Source organism: Bradyrhizobium sp. DN3, from assembly GCF_041357655.1.
Taxonomy (GTDB): domain Bacteria; phylum Pseudomonadota; class Alphaproteobacteria; order Rhizobiales; family Xanthobacteraceae; genus Bradyrhizobium.
Window position 1 is genome coordinate 228,877 of sequence record NZ_JAULLN010000007.1, and the last position, 25,811, is coordinate 254,687.

Genomic DNA, 25,811 nt, shown 5'->3' on the forward strand with positions numbered 1-25,811 from the left:
GAGCGCCTTGCCATGAAGCATCTGTAGCGCGTAGCGGCGCAAAATGCGGGGCGGAAAAATGACAAACCTAGTCCGGTTAGCTGCGGTAGTCGCATCGATGACCATCGGCGTGAGTGCCGCCTCGGCGCATCATCCCGGCATCGGCGGTATCGGTGGTTCCGGCGGTATCTTGACGATAGGCGCTGGCACCCTCGACGATGGGCAGTTCGCTTTTTCCGCTTTCGTCGATTATCTTCGGCTCAAGCAACTGAGCGAACCGACGCTGCTCGCGAACGTCGGCAACAATGTCCATGGTTTGCAAACAGTCGAAAGCTACGCTGTTGCGTTCGATTTCCCTGGCTTCGGATATCAGCCTTTGCTGGTGAGGAGTAAATCGCATGCTGGCCCCCGGTTTTCGTGGAAAATCCACAATAATCTTGTAAGAGCATTAGTGTTCAATCTGGACGCGAGTTACATTCGTCCATGGCTCGCGTCCAGAACCCTATGCTGTTTTCAACCTATTTCGGCATACCGGCACAAGCCTTGGTGGGTGCTGGGCTGATCGACCCTTTCCTAGACGTTGATATGCCGCTGTTCATAGACCCGGTGCTGCTGGAGAAGTCCGGCAACAAGACGATCAATACATCGGCCATTGGCCGGTTTCGCAGGCACTTCGAGATACTGGTGCGCATGCTCAACATCTCGAAGGCAGAGGATGACCCAGCTTGGAAAGCAGCCCGGCGCCAACTTGACTTGAGTGAGCCGCCTGAGAATGGGCTGGGATACGGCGGCAGCGGCCGATCGGGCAACTCCCGGCCTGAGGACATTCGAGAAGCCATCCTTCGCACCAGCAAGGAGATCATCACGCTGGGCGCGAGCGATCCAGAGATGATCTCGCTAATGGGTTTTTTTGAAGAGGATGTGGGTCCCGACACCATCAGCGACATGACAACGACGGTCATCATCGAAGACTTGGCGGCGATCACGGAGGCTTTCTGCCAGGCTAATGGCGTGCCTCTGTTTTCGTCGGAAATCTGTGCAAGCCACAAGCTGCCGAAGTACGTTGATCCCCAAGGTCGCTCCGCACCGATCGTCCTCATTCCGGAGGATATTGTCCGCGAACTGCCCATTGCCAATGATTGGTCGGATATCGAGCGCGCTGCGATGGAAAATGCGCGAATACGTGAGCGCGTAAACCGGCTTCTAGGTGGCATTGCCCGGCCCACCGTGGCAGATCGGAAGCATGCGCTTCGCGGTGCCGCCTTGGGCTCGCAGGCGGACTTTGACTTCTTCTTGGCGGCTGTGAAGGAAAATGTCGGTAGCTATGATCCTAACCTAGATGCGCTCGGCTACTATAGGCTCAAGGCAATAGTCGCGAACGGGTTTCCGGACCTCAAGCAGACAACTCGTTATGACCTAAAGCTCGGCCCCGGCGAGATCATGCGCGTCGCCAAAGATACGATCGACCAGTTCAAGAGGCATGTAGAGGCCGGTAATCTTTGGGAGGAGCTTTGGGTCGGCGGCAAGCCCAAGAAGGAGCGCGCCTCCCAACTCATCTACTACGCGATCGCTGATGCATTCTGTAAGGCGAACGATTTGGATATCTCGCCCGAGGCAAACATGGGCGGCGGGCCGATCGATTTTAAGTTCTCAAGCGGCTATCAGGCCCGCGTATTGGTCGAGATGAAACGATCAGGCGGCACGGTCGTGCATGGCTATGAGAAGCAATTGGAATTCTACAAAACCGCGTCACAAACGGAGTTCGGCGTGTTTGTCATCATCGACTACGGTGATCTAGGCAATAAGCTGAATGAGGTCAGGCGCATTCGAGATAGACGTCTTAACAATGGCGAGCGGGCCTCAGAAATCATCGTAATCGACGCCACTCGGAAGGCTTCGGCAAGCAAGAGAAAGTGATGCAGAGCGCGGCCTATGCCGCCGCCTTATCTTCCTTGTCCCGACCTCGCATGACGATCCCGAGCGCATCGTCGCGCAATGGTCGTTGCAACGCCTTCGCTTCATCCCATGGCGCGCGCATCCAGACGTCCCGTTCCTCATCGGGGGTCAGGATCACCGGGATTGCCCTGTACCCCGGGCTCAGCGATTTGACGAGCGCCTTGCCATGAAGCATCTGTAGCGCGTAGCGGCGCAAAATGCGGGGCGGAAAAATGACAAACCTAGTCCGGTTAGCTGCGGTAGTCGCATCGATGACCATCGGCGTGAGTGCCGCCTCGGCGCATCATCCCGGCATCGGCGGTATCGGTGGTTCCGGCGGTATCTTGACGATAGGCGCTGGCACCCTCGACGATGGGCAGTTCGCTTTTTCCGCTTTCGTCGATTATCTTCGGCTCAAGCAACTGAGCGAACCGACGCTGCTCGCGAACGTCGGCAACAATGTCCATGGTTTGCAAACAGTCGAAAGCTACGCTGTTGCGTTTGCCTATGGCTTTACCAACGATCTCACAGTGTCAGTGCGCCTGCCATGGGTGCGCCGCACCGGCATCCTCGAAGCCGTGCAAGAAGATCCGGCTGCTCCCGCCATGGTGCGTGACCGTGGCAATACATCGGGCTTCGGCGATGTCACCGTACTCGGCCAATACCGCTTTCTGAATAATCAGGTCAGCGGAACGCAGGCGGCAGTGTTGTTTGGCGTCAAAGCGCCGACGGGCACAACCGACCTAGTTGATAGGTTTGGCGAACTATTCGAGGCCGAATTTCAGCCGGGATCGGGCTCTTGGGACGGGCTTTTCGGTGCGGCTTTAAGCCAGCGCTTAAATCCCGCCTTGAGTTTCCATGCCAATGTGCTGGCGATTGCTGCCGGCACCGGAACGCAAAACACCAATCTCGGAAACCGCTTTCTTTACAACGCCGCGCTTTCCTACCGCGTCTTCGGCGAGACTGCGAGTGAGCCGCACTCGCACGATCTGCGAAATGCCTATGCGCATGCCGATCATGACCATCCGCCAATGGTCACGAAGGCTCCGGTGGTCGCCGCTCCGCACAGCCACGTGGCGCTCGACGCCTTACTTGAGATCAACGGCGAGTGGCATGACAAGCAGCGTATAGCCGGCGTCATCGATCCGAATTCGGGCGGCAACACGATATTCGTCTCGCCGGGCCTTCGGCTCACGGTCGATAACTGGTCAAGTTACGCGATGGTCGGCATTCCAATCGTAAACAACTACAACGGCGTTCAAGCGACGCCCGCGTGGCGGGCTCTGGTTGGAGTGTCCGCTGTTTTCGGACCTTGATCCACATTGGATCGAAGCGTGAACTGCTGCCGACCAAGCGTTTGACTAGATGGCAAGACCGCGCGGTTGCCTAGCGGTGATGCTCCCTCGTTTGCACATTGAGCCGCCTGCGCACATGACCCACCGAGACCCGCGAGATCGCGCCGTATCCGTGGGTGCATCGAGATGAGGATCGCTGGATGCCGGGCAATTGAGGCGCGGCGGCGGGATCAGGGAGCGCAGCGCGTCGTGGCGGATGCTGATAATGACCACCGGACGGCCGACTAAGCGGCGTCCGCGGCTGTGATCTCGGCGGCTAGCATAAAAATGTTCCCCTTTGAAGGATATTTGATGCGCGATTGAAACGCGCACCGCCGCTCGCCCGTTGGTGGGTAATCGAAACTGCTCGCGGAGATCCCCATGACCGACGAGGATATGCTCGTCCTGGCCGGATTGGCCGGCTTAGCCTGGTGGACATACGTCTTTCTGCCTCTGGTCTTTTTCTATACCTGAGGACGGGTTGTTTGATGGATGTCGTCCCCGCTGATGTCGCGCGATCGTCAACTGTTGGTGAGCCGTTGAGGGCAACGCCACGCTGAGCCTCGCGTTTTGCACCGTTTCAGTGCATCGCAATTTTCGCGCGACTTGCGCATTAACATCGCGCTTCGAGAGCGATGATCATTGCGCAGCATCGCATCTCATTTCTGTACGCCGTGCAACATATCCTCTTTAGAGGGCTATCTCCTTCTGACCGAGCGCAACGGCCACCTCGTTTCGGAGAGGCATCAGCGAACGGCAGATGTCATAAGCGCACCCCTCGAAGAACCGGTAGATCGCTCCTTCTCCATCGATTGTGACCCACTTGTTGAGCAAGTATTCGATCTCGGTTGATCGATCCGCATCCAAGTGGCTTCCGCCCATTTTATTTGCCAAGAAGGTGATCACTGCCCGTGGCTTTATGGGACGCTGTGCAAGGATCATAACCTCTTCATGATCCAAGTATTGTTGTAACTTGTATGGCCGATATGTCATGCCCGGAGGATGTGATCGCTCCGTTATAGGTGGGAAGAACCGGATAATTTCGGGCGGAATGCTTTGAGCCTCTTCCTCGCGAACGCCAGCCTCGGCCACTAGAACGATGCTCCGACTGCGACGACGCTTCTGAACATGGAAGGCCAACCTGTTACCACTACCGTCGAGAGTAAGTATACGGAGGGAATGAGCCATCCGTAAGCGAGTGAACGGATGCAGCGGTTGTAGGTAGCAGCAGTTCAAGAGGTCATCGACGTGCCAGACGAAGAGTTGGTCTAGGTAATCGTCACCTTCTAAGATCATCTCTTACAGCCCCTCCGGCAACAGCAGGTGCGCACCTTCACTCGACCACCTTCCACTGATACGTCTCGGCAATGTCATGCGTCGTCAGATGCGACAGTCGCGACACGACGCGCGACGGCACCGCCAACATATCCGCACGGATTGCGTGCAGCACACGCCTGCCACTCGGATTTCCACAGCTACAGCGATCGGCCCACGAAAAAAGCCCGACCCCGGCGAGGCGGGATCGGGCCGACGATCAGGCGATCAGAGCGGGCGGTCAGGCGACGAGCCGCAGTCCAGTCTCCGCTTGCTGCACTGGCACAGGCTCGGCGATGATCCGCTGCAACTCGGCGGCCCACGCCCCTAGGACTTCCCGCTTCTCTTTCACCTCGCGATCCTCGGCGTGGACGTAGTGCTTGCCGGTGACGGGTGGGAGCTTGATGCCGTCCTCCGTCGTCACGCGATGATCCAAGCAAAGCGCAATCTTCGCCATCGGCTGACCGATCCGACGCGCCCAACTCGCTGCTGTCCGCCGCAGATCGTGTGGCGTGAACGGCTTCAACCCGAGCAACTGGCAGATGCCGGGCGTCCTCATCTTGCCCTTGCGCTTGTCGCCGCGCAGCGCATCGGCCATCGCCTTGCGATGCAACGGCTTGTTGTCGAGCGGGCTGGCGAATACGAAATCCTTGTTGTTGTCCTTCAATGCCTCCCGGATGATCTCCACCGCGAGGCTCGCCAGCGGCTGTTGGATCATTCGCCGCTTCTTGACCCGCTTCAGTGGCACGTCGAGGCGCGGCTGCTCGCCGTCAAGGTCGATCAGTTCGTCGCGGTGCGCGCCGAGCAGTTCGGCCGAGCGCAGCATGGTGGCCAACTCGAACTTGAGCGCGAGCCGGGTCCTGCGGTCCCATGACGTCATCAGGTCGTCGCGGTCGAGGCCGTGCCAGAAAATCCTGATCTCGTCCACGGACAGCACGCGGGTGCGCGGATGCTCCGGGTCGAGCGGCTCCAGATCACTGCAAGGGTTGGCGGTGATGTACTCGCGCCGCAATGCCCACCGGAACATGCCCGATGCCGCTTTGCGCATGTGACGCGCATTGCTGACCGACGGCTTGCCGCCGTGCCGACCCGCCACGATGTCGTCCGACAAAGCCTGAATGTCGCCTCGGGTGACGTGGGCCGCGATCTTCCGGCCCAACTTCGCGCCGATGAAGCGTCGCAGATGGCTCGCGGTGTTCTCCCAACTTTCCAGCCGGGGCCGCATCTCGCCGTCCGCCTTCCGGACTGGCGTCCGCATCCAGTCGATCCGCTCCTCGATGATCTCGTTGACGGTCTTGCCCCGCTTTGCCTGCCGCTCTCTGCGGTCGCGGAAGGTCTCGGCCATGCCGTCGCGGCCCATGCCCTTGAGGCCATAGACCTTGTTCCGGGCGTCATCGACGGTGAACGTCTCGGGATTATACACGCCGAGCCAGCCGGTTCGCTGCTTACCGGTCGCCGGATCGGTGAACTTAATCGAGAAGGTCGCCATGCCCGCCGTGGTGATGCTGACATAGAGGCCGGGGCATTTGCGATCGTAGAACTTGATCCGTTTGGGCACCCGCCTTTCGCAAAGGCGATTGGTCAGAATGACGCTGCCGGTGCAGGCGCGCTTGCCAGCGGGGTCGGCGGTGATGGTAGTATCCATTTTCGGTTTCGGCTCCTAAGGCTTGGGACCAAAGGGCTCGGCTTTGGGTCTTTCAGTTTGTCGTGCGGACGCTGAAAGGCTTAGGGCCGGGCCCTAGATTTGGCGAAACCCGCCGAAGCGCCCCGCAACAGGCTAGACGAAAAGTGCTTGTTTCAAAGGGGTTTTGTAGTCTTAGCGGGTCTCACCGAATGACAAAATATAGACGTGTGGTCCTGGCCGTCGTTGCTACGGTCAAGCCCTGGCGGATGCGGCATTGGCGTCAACCGGCGCGGTGTCGGCGACTTTCGCCGGGGTGAGGGAGGCCAGAAGGAATTCGGCTCCCGGGAGAGCACGGCATAAGCCGTCAAACCACTGCGCAGGGAAGGCCGTGTGTTGGGCTTCACCTGTATGCTGCTGTGCGGTCTTCTCTGCGTGTGCGTTTCGCGCAGCGGACCGCGGGTGCCAGCCGGCACCCGGCCTTCCCTGCGCCCTCTTGGATCTGGAGGGTGGAGCGACGAAGCAAAGCTCGGGCGAAACGCGCCGCGAGAACGGGAATGTGTGTCTGCTACCGCACGGTCTGTCATCGCCCGGCTCGACCGGGCGATCCAGTATTCCGAGACGGTCGTGATTCAGCCGAGAGGCCGCGGCGTACTGGATTCCCCGCCTTCGCGGGGAATGACAGCGTCATTTGGAGGACGACGGCGATGCTCCATACTCCGTCATTGCGAGGAGCCCTTGCGACGAAGCAATCCAGAGTCTTTCCGCGGAAAGACTCCGGATTGCTTCGCTACGCTCGCAATGACGAGGTTGAGGCGAGCGCTAACCACACACGCGCTGTCATCGCCCGGCTCGACCGGGCGATCCAGTACTCCGAGACGGCAGTGATTGAACCGAGAGGCCGCGGCCTACTGGATTCCCCGCCGGAGCCTGTCATCGGGCTCGCCGAAGGCGAGACCCGGTGGCGGGGAATGACAGCGTCATTTGGAGGACGATGGCGGCGCCCCTTACTCCGTCATTGCGAGGAGCCCTTGCGACGAAGCAATCCAGAATCTTGCCGCGGAAAGACTCTGGATTGCTTCGCGGAGCCTGTCATCGGGCCGCGCTTCGCGCGGACCCGTTGGCTCGCAATGACGAGGTTGAGGCGAGCGCTAACCACACACTCGCTGTCATCGCCCGGCTCGACCGGGCGATCCAGTATTCCGAGGCGGAAGTGATTGACCGAAAGGCCGCGGCGTACTGGATTCCCCGCTTTCGCGGGGAATGACAGCGAATTGGAGGACGACGGCAGTGCCCCTTGCTCCGTCATTGCGAGGAGCCCTTGCGACAAAGCAATCCAGAATCCCGCCTCGGAAAGACTCTGGATTGCTTCGCTGCACTCACAATGACGATGTGGAGAGAGTATACGCGCGCATTACGCTCTCGCGGGGCGGCCCATCGCGCTGCGCCTCACCCCTGGCTCGCCACCCGCGCGCGGTCGAGATGTGCCTCGATCTTCGGGCGGTCGCGGGTGCGCTCGAAGCTGGTGCAGAGCAGCTCGGTCTCCTCGAGCGAAACAGGGGCGCGATACAGCCGGCACATGAACTCGGCGGTCGCGCGTCCCTTGCCGGTGCCCGGGCCGCGTTCGGCAAGAAACATGCAGTCCCGGCAGATGCTGGCGTCGAGGCGCTGATGGGCTGCATCGAGATGATTGAGGATCTCCCGCAGCGAGTCACGCAGTCTGATGCACTCGTCGGTGCCGAGCGAGGTGACTGCATTCAGCACGTGATTGATCGGGTCGTGCTGGCTCAGGCATTTCTCGCCTTGCGCGGTGACGTGAAGCACGACCGAACGCTTGTCCTCGTGCGACGGCTTTCGCACCAGGAAGGACTTGCCCTCGAGCGTCTTCACGATTTGCGATGCCGTGGCCCTGGTGGCGCCGATGAAGCCGGCAAGCGCGGACGGCGTGCGCGAGAACCTGTTGGCGCGGCCGAGAAAGCGCAGCGCCATCCATTCGCGATCGCGCAATCCATGCTGATTGCCTTCGAAATACCAAGCCCTCGCCGCCTGAACCAGCAGCTCGACGGCTTCTCGCGCCAATGGCATGAATCTACCTCGTCCCCGGAACTTCGTGTGCGGCGTTCCGAAGCCGCCTCGCGCCCTGGCTTGCGAATGCTGCGTGAGACGTCAGCCGGCCGGAGGCGTCCGACGAGCACGTCGTGTCCAGCTCTCGCTCGAACGCACGGACTGCAACGCCTCCAACCTGGAGCACTGGGCGTTGCGCAGTCCGGAGCGAGAGGCTGCGTCGCTGATGGACTGCCAACAGCGTCGTCGTCGCACGGGAGCCCGAGTTGCCGTCGCCAGCAGACGATGGATCGGAGTGGTTCAACCGAAGCCCCTAAAGTTCAAGTCGCAAAGCAGAGTTTCTTCTATCCATCGAAACGATGAATGAGCTTCTCAACAAAATCAAGTACAGACGCTCTCGCAGACTGGATGTCGTTGCAGCTGAATGTAACGTTCAACACAATCTCGCTCGTCGGGACACATGATGGTGAACGGGACGCGCTGCCCGATGAGCAGCATGCACGCAACTATACGAGGGTTTATCCACGCCACGTTGCTGTCTGTCGTTGATGCAGGTTGATCGAAGCTTGTGCATGACGACGATGTGTCTCGGAATGTCATCCACAACTTGTACGATCCGTCAGGGAATCGCCCGGGAGAACTCGCAGGAAGTGCACGCGGCGGTTGTTGCGGTCGCCCGTTCGTCGCTTCCGCTCGATTCCTCTCGTCCGATCGACTTGATATTCCCGCGACGGAAGCCGGTCATGGCTGCGCGTGCGCATGCGCTGGAAGCGTGGCCGCATGCGCAATCATCTGTCGAAAACAACGGGCAGGGCACGACGGCGTCGCGCGCCATCTCACCGCGCAACCTGCTACTCGCCCCTGAGCATGTCCCGGAGTTCGCGGAATGGATCGGCGCTCGGTGGGGCCGACGCGTCCTGCCGCATCGCGCTGTAGATTCTCGGAACCATGTCGACCGCCTGGTCAAGACCCGAATCACGCCCCGATTGATATCCGCCCATCAGGCGAAGGTCGCGCGTGTCCTCGTATTTGGCGATCATGGCGCGCAGCTTGCTCACCAATTCGCGCTCTTCGGGGTCCCAGACGTTATGGGCGAGGCGGGAGACCGAGGCGAGAACGTCCACGGCCGGATAGCGCGCCTGGTCGGCGATGTGCCTGGAGAGCACGATATGCCCATCGAGCGTGCTGCGGATGGTGTCGGCGATCGGCTCGTTGTGATCGTCGCCGTCGACCAGCACGGAGAAAATCCCGGTGATCGTGCCGGATCCCTCCTCGCCGGGGCCGGCGCGCTCCAGGAGCCGCGGCAGATCGGTGAAGACCGTCGGCGCGTAGCCGCGCGCGACCGCCGGCTCGCCGGCGGCGAGCGCGACCTCGCGGGCGGCGTGCGCGAAACGGGTGATCGAATCGACCATCAGCAGCACCGATTCGCCGCGGTCGCGGAAATATTCGGCGACCGCCATCGCCGTCTTCGGCGCCAGCCGCCGCATCATCGGGCTCTCGTCTCCCGTCGACACGATTGTGACGGCGCGGTGACGGTCGGTGCCCAGCACGTCCTCGATGAACTCGCGCACCTCGCGGCCGCGCTCGCCGACCAGCGCCAGCACGACCGTGTCAAAACCCTGGCTGCGGGCGAGCATCGCCAGCAGCGTCGATTTGCCGACGCCGGAGCCGGCAAAGATGCCGACGCGCTGGCCGGCGCAGATCGGCGAGAACAGGTCGATGACGCGCACGCCGGTGCGCAGCGGCTTGTGCACGCGTGCGCGCTTCATGGCCGAAGGTGCCTCGGCTTCCGCCGAGACCGCGCGCGATCCCGGTGTGAGGGGTCCCTGGCCGTCCAGCGGCGCGCCGAGCGCATTGATGACGCGGCCCTTCCAGCTCGGATCGGGCGCAAAGGACAATGGCGGCATCCGGTATGCGACCGAGCCCAGCCCGCCGGCGAATTGGCGATCGAACGGCTTGGCGATGATGCCCTCGCTGTCGATCCGCACCACCTCGCCGATCTGGGGCCTGCCGGCCGAATTGACGCCGATGAGCTCGCCGAGCCTGACGAAGCGCGACAGGCCGGAGACGCGGAAATGCGTCGGCGCGATCTCGGAGATCGCGCCGCTGACGCTTGCCAGGGGCGTGCTCTGCTGAAGCTCCAGCAGCGCCCACTCGAGTTGCCGAAGAGCGTTCAAGGAAACCGTCCAACCTCATTGCGCGCGAGGCGCAGCCTATTTGCCGGGTTCGCCCAGCGTCCGGATTGCATTCTGGAGCGAGCTCTCGGTGCCCTCGATCATCGAATTGGTGCCGTCGAAGGCGCGCGAGGCCGCGATCAGCTTCGTCAATTCCATCATCGGATTGGCGCCGGAGCCTTCGACATAGCCTTGCTTGAAGCCGTCGCGGGAGAAATCGGCGATCGCGGTCGCGGGACGATCGGGCGTGACGCCGGAATTGCCATAGCGCTCGAGATTGGCGTCAGCGGGAATGTTGAACAGGCCGATGGTGCCGATCTCGTTGTTGTCCTGGGTGATGGCGCCGCTGCGCGCGATCGAGATCGGTCCTCCGTTGGGGTCGAGCGTGATCTGCGCGCCGCCGGAATCGATCACGGGAAAACCGGACACGGTCTGAAGGTCGCCGTTGGGGGCGATCTGGAGACGTCCGTCACGGGTATAGACCGTGCCGTTCGGACCGGCGAAGGCGATCCAGCCCTGTCCGACCACGGCGACGTCGAGCGGGTTGCCGCTCTCGGTGATGTTGCCCATCTCGCGGGAGATGATGTTGTCGCCGGGCGAGGAGAAGGCGACCGGGTTCGCGCCCGCCTTGGACAGCACGGTCTCGAACTTCACCACGTCGGTGCGGAACGCCGCGGTGTTGACGTTGGCGACGTTGTTGGCGATCGTCTGGAGGCGCTTTTCGAGGGCGACCTGCGCCGACAATCCCACATAGAGAGCCGATTGCATGACTTACTTTCCGAAGCGGATGGACTGAAGTTTCGAGAGCATGTCGGTATCCATGCTGGCCATCGACGACGCGCCGCCGATCAGGACCAGCACGGGATTGGTCGAGTTGTCGCTCTGGGCCTGGGCCGCATCCCACATCGCGGCAAAGCGCTGCACGAATTTGGTGACCTTGGCCGGGTCCTGGAAATCGGTGAGCTTGATCTTGTCCGTGATCATCTTGGCCTGGGCGTCGATGTCGGCCGAGCTGATCGTCGACGGCAGGCCGAGCGCGGTCTGAACCACCTGCGTCAGCGCCTTGTCGGCGAGGATCTGGTAGGCGGTGGTGACGGTGGAGGCCTTGCGGGTGAAATAGAGCGCCAGCCGCAGGCCCTCGTTCTGGTCGCCGGCTTTCTGCTCCATCGTCTGCCTGACATATTGGGTCGCCGTCCCGGTCGTGGCCTGGGTGGTCTGGGTCGCGTTGCTGCCGAGGGCGGCGAAGTTGAACGCCGTGGCGAATTCACGATAGCGGACGTCGGTGAGCTTGTTGGCGAAGGTGTTCTTGTTGGCGACACCTTCGGTCAGCACCTTGCGCATGAACGCCTTGGCATAGGTCATGTCGCTGAGGCCATAGGCCTTCATCGCATAGGAGTAGAGCCGGTAGTCCTTCAGGAAATCGTCGATGGTCTTCACGTTGCCGATATGGCTGAGGAAATAATCGGTCTCGCGGCTGACGTCCGGCTGTTTCGCGACCTGTGTCAGCGACTTGCCCATGTCCTTGGTCAGTCTGGTGTAATCCGCGATGGTGGATAGCATGACACGCGTCCCTCTGGCCGCTCTTGCAACATCGTCTCAAGCTGCCGCGAATTGCTTGCGCGGGGCTGGCGGTCCCGAAGCCAGCTTCGCGCAAGCGTCGCCGACTAGATATTCCCGCTGGGATCGGCGATGGAGCGGCGCGTTGGGCAGTTTCGTGGGGATTTTCATCACGGTGGCGGCACTGCTCGGCGGATTTGCCGCCATGGGCGGGCACCTGGCCGTGCTCATGCAGCCGTGGGAGTTCGTGATCATCATGGGCACCGCCGTCGGCACCTTCATCGTGGCCAATCCGTGGAAGACGGTCGTGGACACCGGGGTTGCCTGCATGCAGGCCATCACCGGCGCTGTGCCCAGTGAGCGCTATTATCTCGATCTGCTCGGCGCGCTCCATGCCCTGATGCGCGAGCTGCGAGGCAAGGGCCGCAACGAGGTCGAGGCGCATATCGACGAGCCATCCTCCTCGGAGATATTCAAGGCGTTTCCGAGCGTGCTCTCCGACCCCGCGCTGCTCCAGTTCATCTGCGACTATGTCCGCCTGATCATCATGGGGAATGCGCGCACGCACGAGATCGAGGCGTTGATGGACGAGGAGATCCACACCATCGTGAAGAGCAAGCTGACGCCATACCATGCGCTGGTGGTGGTGTCCGAGGCGCTGCCGGCGCTCGGCATCGTCGCCGCGGTGCTCGGCGTCATCAAGGCCATGGGGGCCCTCGACCAGTCGCCGAAGTTGCTGGGCGGCTTCATCGGCGCGGCCCTCGTCGGCACCTTCGCCGGCATCTTCCTGTCCTACGGCATCATTTCGCCCTTCGCGCTGAAGATCAAGATGACGCGCGAGAAGAAGTGCCGGCCCTATATCATCGTCAAGCAGACGCTGCTGGCGTTCATGAACGGCGCCATGCCGCAGATCGCCGTCGAACACGGCCGCAAGATGATCGCCAGCACCGAGCGGCCGTCGATCGACGTCGTCGAGAACGAAACGATTGCAGGTCCCAAGGTCGTCGTGACCGAGGCTGAACCGAAGGCTGCCCGCGCATGATGATGGAAGACGTCGACGTCGATCAGCGCAAGCAGCTGCCGAACTACCTGCTGGACGCCGCCGGCATATCGATCGAACGCATGCCGATGCTCAATGTGATCTTCGATCGCATGGCGGCATCGTGCACCGACAGCCTGCAGCCGATGGCCGGAACGCCGTGCTATTTTTCGGTCAACGGCATCACCAACGACCGCGTCGGCGACATCATCAAGGATTACGAGGCCAACGCGGTCGCGGCGGTGCTCTATGCCGAGCAGTGGGACTCCCGTGTCATCATCATGCTCGACCGCGATTTCGTGTTCACGATGGTCGAGGCGATGTTCGGCTCCGACGGCGCCGAACCGCCGCTCGACGTCGAGCGCGCGTTCTCGAACATCGAAATCCGCCTTGTCCAGGCGCTGTTCGAGCGGTTCGCCAAGGCGCTGCAATCCGCCTTTGCCGGAACTTCCAACGTCACCTTCCGCGTGGAACGGGTCGAGACCGCCATGGCCTCGCTGGCGATCGGACGCAGCGGCAACATGTCGATCTGCGCGAACATCATGTTGCAGGCGCTCTATCGCGGCGGCCAGATGTTCCTCATCATTCCGCACTCCGCGCTCAACCCGCTCAGGCAGAAGCTCGCGCATGTCGTCGTCAGCGACGGCCGCGCGGCCGATCCGCGCTGGCGCGAGCAGATGGAGAGCGAGGTTCACCGCACCGAGGTGACGCTGAGCGCGGTGCTCGACGAGAAGATGATATCGCTCGGCGACGTCGTGAAGTTCCAGGTCGGGCAGGTGCTCGAGCTCGAAGCCACGCCGCGCACGCTCGCCCGGCTCGAAAGCAACAACCAGGTGCTGTTCTGGTGTCAGATCGGCCAGCTTGATGGCTATTACGCCATGCAGGTGGCAGATCCCGTCGATCAGAAACGGGAGTTCGTCGATGATATCCTATCTCGTTGATGCCGTGCTGCTGATTGCGCTCGCCTTCACCAGCATGCGGGTGACCCGGATGCACCGTGAACTGGCGCGGCTGCGCAGCTACCAGGGTGAATTCTCGACCATCGTCCACGAGACGGCGGGCGCCTTCGACACGGTGATCAATGCGGCGCACGATTCCACCGCAAATCTCGGACGGCTCGCCAACGTGCTGAGCACGAAGATCGATCAGGCCCACGAGGCGATCGCGGCGCTGGATGCGAGGACCGGGCTCGTGCCCGTCGCGACCACAGGCGGCGCCGACGTGAACAAGCATTGAAGCCGAAGCCGGCGAAAACGATACGGTCGGAGCGCGGCGGTGCTCCGGGAGCGGAAATACCAAGAGGCGATACCAAATGGCGCAATCCTTCGATTATGAGTCTGCCACTCGCGCATCGGCATCCGACGAGGGGCACACCGACGCATCTCCACTGGAGCGGCTGGCGGAGATTGCCGCGCGCACGGCGGAGGAGACCGGCAAGTTCGCCAATGTCGATGCCATACTGCGCATTCCCGTCACCATGCAGGTGGTGCTGGGATCGGCGACCATTCCGGTGGCGAACCTGATGAAGCTCGGGCGCGGCGCCGTGGTGCCGCTCGATCATCGCGTCGGCGAACCCGTCGATGTCGTCGTCAACGGCCGCATCGTCGCCCGCGGCGAGGTGGTCGTGGTCGAAGAAGACAATTCCCGCTTCGGCGTCTCGCTGACGGAAATCGTCGGTCCGCTGGGGCAGGGTGATACCTGACCATGGCGGCACAGGTCGGCATCGCTCCCGTCAAGCAGCGAGGCGTCGCCACACTGGGCGGAACGGAAAAGGTCGCTGCGCTCCTGCTGGCCATGGGCCGGCAGGCGGCCGCGAGCGTGCTCCAGCAGTTCGAGCCGCAGGAGATCCGCATCGTCACCAAGGCCGCGGCGGAGCTGCGGCCGATCACGGCGCAGGAGCTCGAGGGAATCGTCGAGGAGTTCGCCCAGCAATTTTCGATGGGCGCCAACATCCTCGGCACGCTCGGCGGTCTCGAGGCCGTGCTCGGCGACGTGCTGCCGGCCGACCAGGTCTCGCAGATCATGTCGGACCTGCTCGGCAATTCGAGCCGGTCGGTCTGGGATCGCGTCTCCTCGGTGTCGGAGAACTCGCTCGCGAGCTATCTCTCCAAGGAGCACCCGCAGACCGCGGCGCTCATCCTGTCCAAGGTCAAGCCGGCCTGCGCCGCCAAGGTCATGAGCCAGCTGCCGTCCAGCCTGCGCAACGAGCTGATGCGGCGCGTGCTGAGCCTCAAGCCGATCGTCGACGACGCCATGCGCATCATCGAGAAGACGCTGCACGAGGACTTGACGCTCAACTTCGCTCGCAATCTCGGCGCCGACACCTACGCCCGCGTCGCCGACATCATCAACAAGATGGAGCGCGGCCATATCGAGGACATGCTGAAGAGCCTGTCGGAGAAGCGGCCGAAGTCGGCCGAAGTGCTGAAGGAGCTGCTGTTCACGTTCGACGACGTCATCAACCTGACGCCGAAGGCGCGCACCATGATCTTCGACCAGGTGCCGACCGATCGCATCGTCGTCGCGCTCAAGGGCACCGACAAGAGCTTCCGCGAGCTGATCCTGTCCTCGGTCGCCTCGCGCGTCCGCCGCGTTGTCGAGCACGAGCTCGCCATCGGCGAGCCGTCGAACCAGCGCGATGTGCTGGAGGCGCGGCGCGTGATCACCGATCTCGCGCTCGAGCTCGCGGAGAAGGGTGAAATCGAGCTCAACCCCGAGCAGGAGGATGAGCTGGTCTTCCGCTGACCGCTGAACGGGCATGGCAGAAACATCCGATCAGGAGAGCAAGACAGAAGAGCCGACCGAGAAGAAAGTCCGTGATGCGCTCGAACAGGGCAAAATCCCGGTCTCTCGGGAGGCGTCCATCTTCGCCTCGATGGCTGCCCTGATGGTGATCCAGGCCTTTCTGATCGGCCAGGGCGTGCAGCAATTGACGCCGACGCTGAAGAGCTTTCTCGACGATCCCGAGGGCTTCCCCCTCAGCACCGCGGCGGACGCGCAGAACCTGCTCACCGTGGTGGGACTTCATTCGCTGCGATTCCTGGTACCGCTGGTCGTCATCATGATGGTATTCGGCCTCGCCGCCTCGCTGCTGCAAAATGCGCCGCGCCTGGTGCTGGAGCGCATCAAGCCGGACGTGTCGCGCATCTCCCCGGTCAGCGGCTGGAGCCGTCTGTTCGGCACGCAAGGACTCGTCGAATTCGCCAAGTCGTTGTTCAAGCTCGCCTCGGTGACCGCCGTCGTCGCCTTCGTGCTGCGCTCGTCCGAGGCGAAGGCGTTCGAGGCGATGTACACCGATCCGGTGGCGCTGCCGGAGATGATCCTCAACATCGCGATGCGGATCGTCTCGGCGATCTGCATCGCGACCATCGTCCTGGTCGCGATCGATCTCGCCTGGTCGCGCTTCCACTGGCGGCGCGAGCTGCGCATGACCAGGCAGGAGATCAAGGATGAGCACAAGCAGGCCGAGGGCGATCCGCTGATCAAGGCGCGCCTGCGCTCGCTGGCGCGCGACCGCTCGCGCCAGCGCATGATCGCCTCCGCCGCGCGCGCGACGCTGGTGATCGCGAACCCGACGCATTTCGCGATCGCGCTGCGCTACAAACGCGAGGAGAATGCGGCGCCGCTGGTGGTCGCCAAGGGCATGGACGTGATCGCGCTGAAGATCCGCGAAGTCGCCGAGCAGAACCGGATTCCCGTGATCGAAAACAAGGCGCTGGCGCGCGCGCTCTACGAGGCGGTGCAGGTCGACCAGGTGATTCCCGCGGAATTCTTCCGCCCCGTCGCCGAGATCATCTACTTCCTCCAGTCCAAGCAGGCGGCACGGCCCGAGAAGGTCCAGTAGATCCGAGGATGGTGCTTCGCGCAACAGCTTGACGAAAGCTTAACGCCCTAGGGTTCTCCCGAATGGACCAGAACGGGGCTGTCGTGGGACCGCTTTATCTCTTCGAACTCGCATCGTCGCAGGCGCGCTACCTTGAGCTCCGCCAGTCGACCATCGCCACCAACGTCGCCAATGCCAACACGCCGGGCTTCAAGGCGCGCGACGTCGAGCCCTTCAACAAGGTGCTCGACGGCATGCCGGTCAGGCTCGCAACGACGTCGCCCTCGCACATGCAGTTGTCCGCCGCCGAGACCGACACGCGCAAGATCGCCAAGAAGGACAGCTGGGAAGTGGTTCACTCCGGCAATTCGGTCAGTCTCGAGCAGGAAATGATCAAGGGCAACGACGTCAATCGCGACTATTCGATGAACGCGGCGATCGTGCGGTCGTTTCACCGTATGGTCCTGTCGAGTGCGAAGGCCTGAGGTGAATTGATATGCTGGACTCTCTGCAGTCGTCATTGACCGTCGCAAGCTCCGGGCTCGAAGCGCAATCGACGCGCATGCGCATCGTCTCGGAGAACCTCGCCAACGCGACGTCGACCGGGCGCACCGCCGGGGCTGATCCGTATCAGCGCAAGACCATCACCTTCGATGCCGCCATGGATCGTGCCTCGGGTGCGCAGCTTGCGAAAGTCAAGGAGATCGGGGTCGACACCACGCCGTACCGCGTCGAGTACGACCCGGGGCATCCCGCCGCCGACAAGGCCGGCTACGTCAAGCTGCCGAACGTCAACATGATGATCGAGATGGCCGACATGCGAGAGGTCAACCGGTCCTATGAAGCCAATCTCCAGGTCGTGAAGCAGGTGAGGTCGATGCTGGGCATGACCATCGACCTCTTGAGGAGCTGATAATGCTTGAAGCAATTTCATCCACGGCGATCTCCGCCGGTCAGGCGGCGAGCCGCGCGACCGAGACGCAGGCCATCTCGCCGGCGGCGACGACCGCGATCCAGGCCGGTGACGATGTCGGCTTCGAATCGGTGATGAAGCAGGTGACGACGGACGCGATCGGAACGCTGAAGGCGGGCGAAGCGGCGTCGATCTCGGCGATGCAGGGCAAGGAATCGACGCGGCGCGTCGTGGAGGCGCTGATGTCGGCCGAGCAGGCCTTGCAGACGGCGGTCGCGGTTCGCGACAAGGTCGTGCAGGCCTACCAAGAAGTCGTTCGGATGTCGATTTGATCTGAAGGAGTGACGATCGTGAAATCGCTCGCCATTGCGGCCACTGGCATGAACGCCCAGCAGACCAACATCGAGGTCATCGCCAACAACATCGCCAACATCAACTCGACGTCGTACAAGCGGGCGCGCGCGGAGTTCACCGATCTGTTCTATCAGATGGATCGGATGCAGGGCGTCGCCAACGTCAACGGCTCCTCGCCGATTCCGGAGGGTGCCAATCTCGGCCTCGGCGTCAAGTCGGCGGCGATCCGCAAGCTGCACATCCAGGGCGCGCTGACGCAGACCGGCAATCCCTACGACCTCGCGATCAACGGCCGCGGCTGGTTTCAGGTGCTGGGTCCCAACAACGAGGTGCAATACACCCGCGCCGGTTCGTTCAACACCAATGCCAACGGCCAGCTCGTCACGATCGACGGCTATCTGCTGGACCCCGCGATCACGGTGCCGCAGGGAACGGTCGAGGTCACGGTCAACCAGACCGGGCAGGTGTTCGCCAAGCTGGACACGGAAATAAATCCACGGCAGATCGGCCAGCTCAACCTCGCCAATTTCGCCAATGAGGCGGGGCTCGAGCCACTCGGCAGCAATCTCTACCGCGAGACGACCGCGTCCGGTACGCCGGTCGTCGGGCTGCCGGGCGATTCCGGCTACGGCAAGATCAACCAGAAATATCTCGAAGCCTCCAACGTCGATCCCGTCAAGGAAATCACCGAGTTGATCTCGGCGCAGCGCGCCTACGAAATGAATGCCAAGGTCATCCAGGCCTCGGATGAAATGGCTTCGACTGTCTCGAAGGGCATGCGCTAGTTCCGGTGTCTCGATGTTGAACAGGGTGGGCCTGATCATGCGCGGGTTGGCCGCCGTGCTGCTGGTTCTCGTCTCGGCGCGCCTCGCGGCGGCCGAGGAGAAGCGGCTTCCCGTGCCGGCCGTCTCGATCCGCGCGGGCGAGGTGATCCGGGACGACATGATCACCGAGCGCGCCTTCGCGCCGAGCCTGCTCGGCGTCGCCATGTTCATCGAAGGACGTCAGGTCCTGGTCGGTCGCATGGCGCGGCGCACGCTGCTGCCGGGCCAGCCGATCCCGACCAATTCGGTGGAGGATCCCTGGACTGTTGCCCGCGGCGCCATGGTCAAGGTCGTGGTGGAAGACAGTGGCCTGTCCATCGTCACCTATGGCTCGGCGATGCAGTCGGGCGCGGCCGGCGCGCTCATCCCGGTGCGAAACACCGATACAGGCGTGATCATCAGGGGCATCGTCCAGCCGGACGGCACGGTCAAGGTCGTGGATGGGTCATGACCAGAGTCCTGCTTGCGCTCGTCCTCCTCCTCGCTACCGCCAGCGCTCAGGCCGCGGTCCGCATCAAGGACATCGCGGACATCAAGGGACTGCGCGAGAACCAGATCGTCGGCTATGGCCTCGTCATCGGCCTGAACGGCACCGGCGACACGCTCCGCAATGCGCCGTTCACGGAACAGTCCCTGCAATCGATGCTCGAGAACATGGGCATCAATGTCAGGAACGAGACCACGAGCACCAACAATCCCACGCGTCCGACGACGCTGCGCACGCGCAACGTCGCGGCCGTGATGGTGACCGCGGACCTGCCGCCCTCGATCGGAGCCGGCGAGCGGATGGACGTGACCGTGTCCTCGCTCGGCGATGCGACCTCGCTGCTCGGCGGCACGCTGGTGATGACGTCGCTGCGGGCGGCGGATGGTGCGGTCTATGCCGTTGCGCAGGGCGCGATCACGGTCGCCGGCTACAGCGTCGGCGGCCAGGCGCAGAACGTCAGCCAGGGCACGCCGACCGCGGGGCGCATTCCGAACGGCGCGCTGGTCGAGCGCGAAGTGCAGGGAAGCCTCCATGAAATGGAATTCCTGGTGCTGGAGCTCAAGAATCCGGACTTCGTCACCGCAACGCGCATTCTCGATGCTATCAACCGCTACGCCGGCGGCCGCTATCGCGCGCAGATCGCCTTCGAGCGCGACTATCGCACGATCGTGCTGTCGAAGCCGCGCAACATCGGCCCGGTCCGATTCCTGGCCGAAATCGGCGAGTTGACGGTCGAGCCGGACACGCCCGCACGGGTGGTGATCAACGAGCGCACCGGCACGGTGGTGATCGGACGCGACGTACGGATATCGACCGTTGCCGTGACGCACGGCAATCTGACGGTGCGCGTCACCGAGCTTCCCGTGGTCTCGCAGCCGGCGCCGTTCTCGCGAGGTCAGACGGTGGTCGTTCCGCAGACCGTGGTCGAGGCCAACGAGGCGGGCGCGCAGGTGGCGATCCTGAGCGGCGTCGATCTCCAGCGCCTGGTACGCGGGCTGAATCAGATCGGCCTGAAACCATCAGGCATCATCGCCATCCTCCAGGCGATCAAGACGGCCGGCGCGCTCCAGGCCGATGTCATCGTGCAATGATGCACAAGCGTCGTGCAAGCTTGGTCGCTCAATGCTCTGGTCTCGACCGAGAATCGCACGCGGCCCGATGCTGAAGCTGGATCACAAAGCCAAACTCCTCCTCGTCGCGGTGTGGACGCTTGCGGGCGCTTCGCCCGTGCTGGCGCTGGACGAGGCGAAACCGACGAAGCCGCTCAACCTGCTCTCCTTCGCGCGTGCCCGCGCGTCCGGACCGCAGAAGCCGGGCACGTCGGCCACCCCGATTCCGGGCGGAAGCGCCTCCGTCCGTGCCACGGCTTGGGCGGCGGAAGATTCAGGTCCGGCCATCACCGGCGCAGTGCCGGCTTCCGAGACGCCGGCGCCGGCACCTGTACGTGCAGCCAAACCCGGCAGCGTCACGGCGCCGCCGAAGCCCACACCTCCACAGGCCGCCGTGTCCGCCGATAGTGACGTCGCGCTGTTCTGTAGCAACGTGGCCGACCCCGCCGTCGACGCAAGGCTGGCTTGGCAGCTCAAGGAGCTGGAGAAGGCCGAGAACCTGCTCCGCGAACGGATCGCCGAGGTCGAGGCCAAGCGTGCCGAATACGAGAAGTGGATGGCGCTGCGCGACGACTTCCTGAAGAAGGCCGAAGCCAGCGTCGTCGAGATCTATTCGCGCATGAAGCCGGAGGCTGCGGCGACCCAGATTGCCGGCATGGCCGACGAGACCGCCGCCGCCGTGCTCGCCAAGCTCAGCCCGAGGAGCTCGAGCGCAATCTTCAACGAGATGGATACGGCCCGTGCGGCGCACCTCGCCGACCTGCTCGGCGGGATGCGCCGTGTGGATGACGGAAAGACCAAATAGATGAAGAAGCCGATCCTCATCCTCCCGCTCGTACTGGCGTCCGTCTTCCTCGCCGGATGCTTCCATGATCCGGCCGAGGTCCTGACCGGCCCGCAAATGTCGCCGGTCGGCAGCGGCTTGAGGACCCAGGCCGATCCGATCCCGGTGACGCCGCGCATGCGCACGCCCGTCAGCTATCGATCGACTTGGGATGACGGCACCGATCTCTACCGCGATCCCCGCGCCCGGCGTACCGGCGACGTCGTGACGGTGATCATCTCGATGCAGGACAAGGCCAAGCTCGACAACAAGACCGGCCGCTCGCGCGATTCGCAGGTCAAGTTCGGGCTCGACTGGCTGATGGACGTCGCAGGATGGAGCGACAAAGGCCAGGCCAACGCCAATCTCAGCACCAACACCCAGATCAAGGGTAACGGCCAGATCGACCGCACCGAGGATATCAAGCTGTCCATCGCGGCCATCGTCACCGACGTGTTGCCGAACGGCAATATGATGATCAGCGGCTCGCAGGAATTCCGCGTCAACACCGAGATGCGCGTGCTCAATGTCGGCGGCATCGTGCGTCCGCGCGACATCTCGCGAGCCAACACGATCTCCTACGACAAGATCGCTGAGGCGCGCGTGTCCTATGGTGGCCGTGGAAATCTGTCTGACGTGCAGCAGCCTGGATGGGGACACCGGATCTATGACGCCGTGGCACCATTCTGAGATCCGCACCGGCCGAGCCGCGTCGCGAGGGCAGGGGACGTGATGCGCCTGATTGCGGCCATTGTCGTGCTGACCCTTGTCGCGATCGGTGCGGGCGCCCTTGCCGGCCTGCATCTGTTTGCGGCCGCTGAGCGCGTGGCCGACGCGAAGAAGAGCGCCACGCCGCCGCCCCTTGCGTCGAGCTACGCCGGCAGCGCGCGGCTTCGAAAACTGTCCCCGATCGTGACCAATCTCGCTGCACCGGCCAACAACTGGGCCCGCGTCGAGGCCTCCATGGTGACCGAGAGCATGAGCGACGAGGATGCCGGCATCCTGGCCGCCCACATCAGCGAGGACATCATCACCTATCTGCGGTCGGCGTCGGTTGGCCAGTTCGAGGGATCGCGCGGGCTCCAGCACCTGCGCGACGACCTGACCGAGCGCGCCAATATCCGCTCGTCGGGCAAGGTCCGCGAATTGATCATTGAGACGTTGGTGATCCAGTGAGAGTAAGAGTCCTGCTACTCGCGTTGATCCTGGTCGTGCTGCCCGAAGTGGCGCTGGCCCAGATTCCGGACCTCAACTCGCTGCTGCCGCCCGGCAACGGCTCGACCAGCGGCCGTATCATCCAGCTGATGGCGCTGATCACGGTGCTGTCGGTGGCGCCGGGATTGCTCATCATGGTGACGAGCTTCACGCGATTTGCGGTGGCGCTGTCGTTCCTGCGCGCCGGTCTCGGCCTCCAGACCACGCCGGCCAACCTGGTGCTGATCAGCCTCGCGCTGTTCATGACCTTCTACGTGATGGCGCCGACATTCGACCGCGCCTGGGAGACCGGCGTCCAGCCGCTGATGAAGAACGAGATCTCGGAGGAAGAGGCCTACCTGAAGATCACCGATCCCTTCCGCGAGTTCATGCTGGCCCACGTTCGCGACAAGGATCTCCAGACCTTCGAGGCGCTCGCTGCGGAAAGCTTTCGCAAGAAGTTCGACGACAAGCGCATCGACATGCGCGTCATCATTCCGGCCTTCATGATCTCCGAACTCAGGCGTTCGTTCGAGATCGGATTCCTCATCATCCTGCCGTTCCTCGTCATCGACATGATCGTGGCGACGCTGACCATGTCGATGGGCATGATGATGATGCCGCCGACGATCCTCGCGCTGCCGTTCAAGATGCTGTTCTTCGTGCTGATCGACGGCTGGAACCTGCTCGCCTCCGGACTGGTGCGGTCGTTCTCCTGAAAGAGCGCGGCTCGGACCGCGTCATCATGGTTAGCGGATGGTAACTACGATACCGCCGCTACAGCGATGATATTCAAGGCGATTTTAATCCGGCGGCAAGATTCGGTGTGCTAGCAAGGCGTCACGGCGGGTTGGACCCCACCCACATCAGTCCAAAGGCATGATGCCGCCCCTCCGTACCGGTGAAAACCCGGTATGTCCCAAAGTGAAAATGTAACGCGTACATAAAGGGACATTCGCAATGTCAAGCCTGCTCACGAACTCGTCCGCCATGACCGCGCTCCAGACCCTGCGGTCTGTCAGCTCGCAACTCTCCACCACGCAGACCCGGATCTCCACCGGCCAGCGCGTGGCAACCGCCTCCGACAACGCCGCCTACTGGTCGATCGCGACCTCGATGCGCGCCGACAACGCCGCGCTCTCCGCCGTCTCCGACTCGCTCGGTCTGTCGGCCGCGACGGTCGACACCGAATATACCGCTCTGAACAAGGTTCTCGGTGACAGCAACTCGGGCCTGACCAAGCTCCAGTCGCTGCTGGTCGAAGCCAAGACCGCCGGTATCGATCGCAGCAAGATTCAGTCGGAAATCACCCAGATCCAGCAGGACATGAAGAACGTGGCCAGCGCGGCCACGTTCAACGGCGTCAACTGGCTGAGCACCACGGCCACCACGCCGGCGACCGTCAATCTCGTGTCGTCGTTCTCGCGCGTCGCCTCCACGCCGACCACCGGCTCGATCACCGTCACGGTTGCCAACTACTCGCTCTACACCTCGACCACGAGCGGCATCTTGGACACGGTGAGCGGTACTGCGTCGGTCGACACCATCAACATCGGTGCACTGACCGACTCGGCGGCTGACCAGACCACGCTCGATGGCTACATCGCGCAGGTCACCGCGGCGATCGGCACGGTCTCCTCGGGTGCCGCCAACCTCGGCGCCATCAAGAACCGCATCTCGAACAACTCGGAGTTCGTGAAGTCGCTGATGGACTCGGTTGATCGCGGTATCGGCCAGCTCGTCGACGCCGACATGAACCAGGAGTCCACCCGCCTGGCGGCCCTCCAGGTCCAGCAGCAGCTCGGCGTTCAGGCGCTCTCGATCGCCAACAACAACAGCCAGAGCATCCTGTCGCTGTTCCGCTAAGCGTCAAGACAGTCCGGGGAGGGCCGCGCTTCTCGCGAAGCGCGGCCCTTTCGTTTGGCGTGACGTCGCGCGCGCCATGATTCCGATTTACCTGTTGCGGTCCGATCACAGGGCCACAAGCCTCGCACAAGCTTCGCTGGATAGTCTCGCCGCTACGACGGGTTGGGTTCACGCGCATTTCCGTATCCCAAAGGCATGATGCCGCCCTGTCGTACCGGTGCAAGCCCGGTATGTCCCCAAAATCCAATCTGCTTTCAAAGGGACATCAAAGATGGCTTCCAGCCTGCTTACGAACTCCGCTGCAATGACTGCGCTGCAGACCCTCCGGAATGTCAGCGCCAGCCTGCAGACGACCGAAAACCGGATCTCGACCGGCCAGCGGGTCGCGACCGCTTCGGACAACTCGGCCTATTGGTCGATCGCGACTTCGATGCGCGCCGACAACGCCGCGCTCTCCGCCGTCTCCGACTCGCTCGGTCTGTCGGCTGCGACCGTCGACACCGAGTACACCGCTCTGAACAAGGTCATCGGCGACAGCAACTCCGGCCTCACCAAGCTCCAGGCGCTGCTGGTCGAAGCCAAGACCGCCGGCATCGACCGCACCAAGATCCAGGCCGAAATCACCCAGATCCAGCAGGACATGAAGAACGTGGCCAACGCGGCGACGTTCAACGGCGTGAACTGGCTGAGCACCACCGCCACCACCCCGGCGACGGTGAACCTGGTGTCGTCGTTCTCGCGGGTCGGCGGCACGCCCACGATCAACACCATCACGGTGACGGTTGCCAACTACTCGCTCTACACCTCGACCACGGCCGGCATCCTGGACACGGTGAGTGGCACCGCATCGGTCGACACGATCAGCATCGCTGCGCTGACCGACTCGGCGACCGACCAGACCACGCTCGACGGCTACATCGCGCAGGTCACCGCCGCGATCAACACCGTCAGCCAGTCCGCCGCGAACCTCGGCGCCATCAAGAACCGCATCTCGAACAACACGGAGTTCGTGAAGTCGCTGATGGACTCGGTGGATCGCGGTATCGGCCAGCTCGTCGACGCCGACATGAACGCGGAATCGACCCGCCTTCAGGCGCTCCAGACCCAGCAGCAGCTCGGCGTTCAAGCGCTCTCGATCGCCAACCAGAACAGCCAGAGCATCCTGTCGCTGTTCCGCAGCTAAGCGGCGCTTTCGAAAACGACCGTGCTCCCCGCGGAGCACGGTCCCCGCCGAGATCGGCGGACGTGACGGCACAAGACGTGCCCGAAAATCGACCTTCCGACGTCAGATTTCATGCGACATGTCGCGGCCGCTCCGGCGGCAATGCGTCCGGCCGTCCGTTGCCGATGTCGATTGCGCCGCCGAATTTGTAAAAATTGCAACGCCTCGCCAGCGAACCG

27 protein-coding genes and 1 pseudogene are annotated in these 25,811 nt (G+C 62.8%); 21 read left to right on the plus strand and 7 right to left on the minus strand.

Annotated features, from left to right (window positions below; translation table 11 throughout):
* The first annotated feature begins 97 nt into the window (after positions 1–97).
* On the plus strand, positions 98–541 hold the full coding sequence (locus AAE027_RS13215) for a hypothetical protein (protein WP_370988429.1): 444 nt from the start codon (positions 98–100) through the stop codon (positions 539–541).
* On the plus strand, positions 484–1,896 hold the full coding sequence (locus AAE027_RS13220) for a chromosomal replication initiator DnaA (RefSeq protein ID WP_370988428.1): 1,413 nt from the start codon (positions 484–486) through the stop codon (positions 1,894–1,896). The genes AAE027_RS13215 and AAE027_RS13220 overlap by 58 nt, the downstream gene beginning before the upstream one ends.
* Before the next feature lie 13 nt (positions 1,897–1,909).
* On the opposite strand, the pseudogene AAE027_RS13225 reads toward AAE027_RS13220, so the two are convergent.
* A pseudogene (locus tag AAE027_RS13225) lies at positions 1,910–2,065 on the minus strand (SOS response-associated peptidase); the annotation flags it as partial.
* A gap of 121 nt (positions 2,066–2,186) precedes the next feature.
* On the opposite strand from AAE027_RS13225, the gene AAE027_RS13230 reads away from it, so the two are divergent.
* On the plus strand, positions 2,187–3,230 hold the full coding sequence (locus tag AAE027_RS13230) for a transporter (protein WP_370988430.1): 1,044 nt from the start codon (positions 2,187–2,189) through the stop codon (positions 3,228–3,230).
* 708 nt (positions 3,231–3,938) lie between these two features.
* Here the strand turns inward: AAE027_RS13230 and AAE027_RS13235 are convergent.
* The 6 genes from AAE027_RS13235 to AAE027_RS13260 form a co-directional block, all read right to left on the minus strand.
* Positions 3,939–4,340, minus strand: a complete 402-nt coding sequence (locus AAE027_RS13235; RefSeq protein ID WP_370988431.1) for a hypothetical protein — start codon at positions 4,338–4,340, stop codon at positions 3,939–3,941.
* 463 nt (positions 4,341–4,803) lie between these two features.
* Positions 4,804–6,051, minus strand: a complete 1,248-nt coding sequence (locus AAE027_RS13240; protein WP_370988432.1) for a tyrosine-type recombinase/integrase — start codon at positions 6,049–6,051, stop codon at positions 4,804–4,806.
* A gap of 1,581 nt (positions 6,052–7,632) precedes the next feature.
* The gene (locus AAE027_RS13245) at positions 7,633–8,268 is read right to left on the minus strand and encodes a MarR family winged helix-turn-helix transcriptional regulator (protein WP_091879929.1); all 636 of its coding nucleotides are present in this window, start codon (positions 8,266–8,268) and stop codon (positions 7,633–7,635) included.
* Positions 8,269–9,098: 830 nt separating this feature from the next.
* On the minus strand, positions 9,099–10,424 hold the full coding sequence (fliI, locus tag AAE027_RS13250) for a flagellar protein export ATPase FliI (protein ID WP_128943773.1): 1,326 nt from the start codon (positions 10,422–10,424) through the stop codon (positions 9,099–9,101).
* 36 nt (positions 10,425–10,460) lie between these two features.
* The gene (flgF, locus tag AAE027_RS13255; RefSeq protein ID WP_091879923.1) at positions 10,461–11,189 is read right to left on the minus strand and encodes a flagellar basal-body rod protein FlgF; all 729 of its coding nucleotides are present in this window, start codon (positions 11,187–11,189) and stop codon (positions 10,461–10,463) included.
* A 3-nt stretch (positions 11,190–11,192) separates the two neighbouring features.
* Positions 11,193–11,981, minus strand: coding sequence for a DUF1217 domain-containing protein (locus AAE027_RS13260; RefSeq protein ID WP_370988433.1), 789 nt, complete (start codon positions 11,979–11,981; stop codon positions 11,193–11,195).
* Between the two features lie 142 nt (positions 11,982–12,123).
* On the opposite strand from AAE027_RS13260, the gene motA reads away from it, so the two are divergent.
* From motA to AAE027_RS13350, 18 genes are all read left to right on the plus strand, one after another.
* Positions 12,124–13,020, plus strand: a complete 897-nt coding sequence (gene motA / locus AAE027_RS13265; RefSeq protein WP_370988434.1) for a flagellar motor stator protein MotA — start codon at positions 12,124–12,126, stop codon at positions 13,018–13,020.
* Entirely contained in the window at positions 13,017–13,958 is a 942-nt protein-coding gene (locus tag AAE027_RS13270; RefSeq protein WP_091879920.1) for a flagellar motor switch protein FliM, read from the plus strand. Before motA ends, AAE027_RS13270 begins: the two co-directional genes overlap by 4 nt.
* Positions 13,939–14,253 carry a hypothetical protein gene (locus AAE027_RS13275; protein WP_370988435.1) on the plus strand — a complete coding sequence of 105 codons (315 nt, stop codon included), beginning with the start codon at positions 13,939–13,941 and terminating at the stop codon, positions 14,251–14,253. Before AAE027_RS13270 ends, AAE027_RS13275 begins: the two co-directional genes overlap by 20 nt.
* A gap of 76 nt (positions 14,254–14,329) precedes the next feature.
* Positions 14,330–14,719: a flagellar motor switch protein FliN gene (gene fliN / locus AAE027_RS13280; RefSeq protein WP_091879914.1), complete on the plus strand. Its 390-nt coding sequence runs from the start codon at positions 14,330–14,332 to the stop codon at positions 14,717–14,719.
* A 2-nt stretch (positions 14,720–14,721) separates the two neighbouring features.
* Positions 14,722–15,762, plus strand: coding sequence for a flagellar motor switch protein FliG (locus tag AAE027_RS13285; RefSeq protein WP_091879912.1), 1,041 nt, complete (start codon positions 14,722–14,724; stop codon positions 15,760–15,762).
* 13 nt (positions 15,763–15,775) lie between these two features.
* Complete coding sequence (flhB, locus tag AAE027_RS13290; protein WP_370988436.1) at positions 15,776–16,861, plus strand: flagellar biosynthesis protein FlhB; 1,086 nt, start codon at positions 15,776–15,778, stop codon at positions 16,859–16,861.
* Between the two features lie 62 nt (positions 16,862–16,923).
* On the plus strand, positions 16,924–17,325 hold the full coding sequence (gene flgB, locus AAE027_RS13295) for a flagellar basal body rod protein FlgB (RefSeq protein ID WP_370988437.1): 402 nt from the start codon (positions 16,924–16,926) through the stop codon (positions 17,323–17,325).
* 11 nt (positions 17,326–17,336) lie between these two features.
* The gene (gene flgC, locus AAE027_RS13300) at positions 17,337–17,753 is read left to right on the plus strand and encodes a flagellar basal body rod protein FlgC (RefSeq protein WP_060735083.1); all 417 of its coding nucleotides are present in this window, start codon (positions 17,337–17,339) and stop codon (positions 17,751–17,753) included.
* A 2-nt stretch (positions 17,754–17,755) separates the two neighbouring features.
* Complete coding sequence (gene fliE, locus AAE027_RS13305) at positions 17,756–18,085, plus strand: flagellar hook-basal body complex protein FliE (RefSeq protein WP_370988438.1); 330 nt, start codon at positions 17,756–17,758, stop codon at positions 18,083–18,085.
* A gap of 18 nt (positions 18,086–18,103) precedes the next feature.
* Positions 18,104–18,892 (plus strand): flagellar basal-body rod protein FlgG, encoded by a 789-nt coding sequence (gene flgG, locus AAE027_RS13310; protein WP_128936243.1) that lies wholly within the window; start codon positions 18,104–18,106, stop codon positions 18,890–18,892.
* 13 nt (positions 18,893–18,905) lie between these two features.
* Complete coding sequence (gene flgA / locus AAE027_RS13315; RefSeq protein WP_370988439.1) at positions 18,906–19,382, plus strand: flagellar basal body P-ring formation chaperone FlgA; 477 nt, start codon at positions 18,906–18,908, stop codon at positions 19,380–19,382.
* Positions 19,379–20,509 carry a flagellar basal body P-ring protein FlgI gene (gene flgI / locus AAE027_RS13320; protein WP_091879897.1) on the plus strand — a complete coding sequence of 377 codons (1,131 nt, stop codon included), beginning with the start codon at positions 19,379–19,381 and terminating at the stop codon, positions 20,507–20,509. Before flgA ends, flgI begins: the two co-directional genes overlap by 4 nt.
* 67 nt (positions 20,510–20,576) lie before the next feature.
* Complete coding sequence (locus tag AAE027_RS13325; protein ID WP_370988440.1) at positions 20,577–21,332, plus strand: MotE family protein; 756 nt, start codon at positions 20,577–20,579, stop codon at positions 21,330–21,332.
* The gene (gene flgH, locus AAE027_RS13330) at positions 21,333–22,040 is read left to right on the plus strand and encodes a flagellar basal body L-ring protein FlgH (protein ID WP_091880379.1); all 708 of its coding nucleotides are present in this window, start codon (positions 21,333–21,335) and stop codon (positions 22,038–22,040) included. It begins immediately after the preceding gene.
* Between the two features lie 42 nt (positions 22,041–22,082).
* The gene (locus AAE027_RS13335) at positions 22,083–22,526 is read left to right on the plus strand and encodes a flagellar basal body-associated FliL family protein (protein ID WP_176945324.1); all 444 of its coding nucleotides are present in this window, start codon (positions 22,083–22,085) and stop codon (positions 22,524–22,526) included.
* On the plus strand, positions 22,523–23,263 hold the full coding sequence (gene fliP, locus AAE027_RS13340; RefSeq protein WP_128937942.1) for a flagellar type III secretion system pore protein FliP: 741 nt from the start codon (positions 22,523–22,525) through the stop codon (positions 23,261–23,263). The genes AAE027_RS13335 and fliP overlap by 4 nt, the downstream gene beginning before the upstream one ends.
* A 241-nt stretch (positions 23,264–23,504) precedes the next feature.
* Positions 23,505–24,410: a flagellin N-terminal helical domain-containing protein gene (locus AAE027_RS13345; RefSeq protein ID WP_130215213.1), complete on the plus strand. Its 906-nt coding sequence runs from the start codon at positions 23,505–23,507 to the stop codon at positions 24,408–24,410.
* Between the two features lie 271 nt (positions 24,411–24,681).
* A complete protein-coding gene (locus AAE027_RS13350) occupies positions 24,682–25,593 on the plus strand; it encodes a flagellin N-terminal helical domain-containing protein (protein ID WP_128936236.1) in 912 nt (303 codons plus the stop codon).
* Positions 25,594–25,811: the final 218 nt, after the last annotated feature.